Origin of the sequence: Mesorhizobium sp. M1E.F.Ca.ET.063.01.1.1, from assembly GCF_003998155.1 — a bacterium.
Taxonomy (GTDB): Bacteria; Pseudomonadota; Alphaproteobacteria; order Rhizobiales; family Rhizobiaceae; genus Mesorhizobium.
On record NZ_RZSC01001642.1, the window covers coordinates 1 to 431 of the forward strand.

The window sequence follows — 431 nt, forward strand, 5'->3', positions numbered from 1 at the left end:
GATCACGCCGCGCGGTTCACGGGTCACAAGGCCCAGATTTGCGTCCCCGATATTGGAAACCAGATCTCCGGGGATTTGCCAGGCGAGCGCTGCAGCATAGCGCGCAAGCTCTATCGACCATTCGACCTCGGCCTTGGCGAAGCGGATCGGCTTGCCGACCTCTTCGGCCTCAATCAAGGCCAGCCTGTCGATCTCACGGATCAGCAGATCCACCCAGCGCCCGAGAGCCTTTGCCCTCTCGGCGCCAGGGATGGCTGACCATATGGATCGGTCATCGAAAGCCCTTCGGGCAGCTTCGATCGCGGCGTTGACGGCGTTCTCGTCGCTTTGCGCGAACCTCGCCAGCAGCTCGCCATGGGCCGGTGACTTGCGTTCCACCTTGCGATCGGTCTTCGCCCAGGCGCCATCGATCCAGTTCTCGTATTCGCGCA

1 protein-coding gene is annotated in these 431 nt (G+C 62.6%); it reads right to left on the reverse strand.

Annotated elements, in window-relative coordinates:
- A partial coding sequence (locus tag EOA29_RS40200; RefSeq protein ID WP_281061163.1) for an aldehyde dehydrogenase family protein occupies positions 1-411 on the reverse strand: 411 nt, incomplete at its 3' end.
- Positions 412-431: the final 20 nt, after the last annotated feature.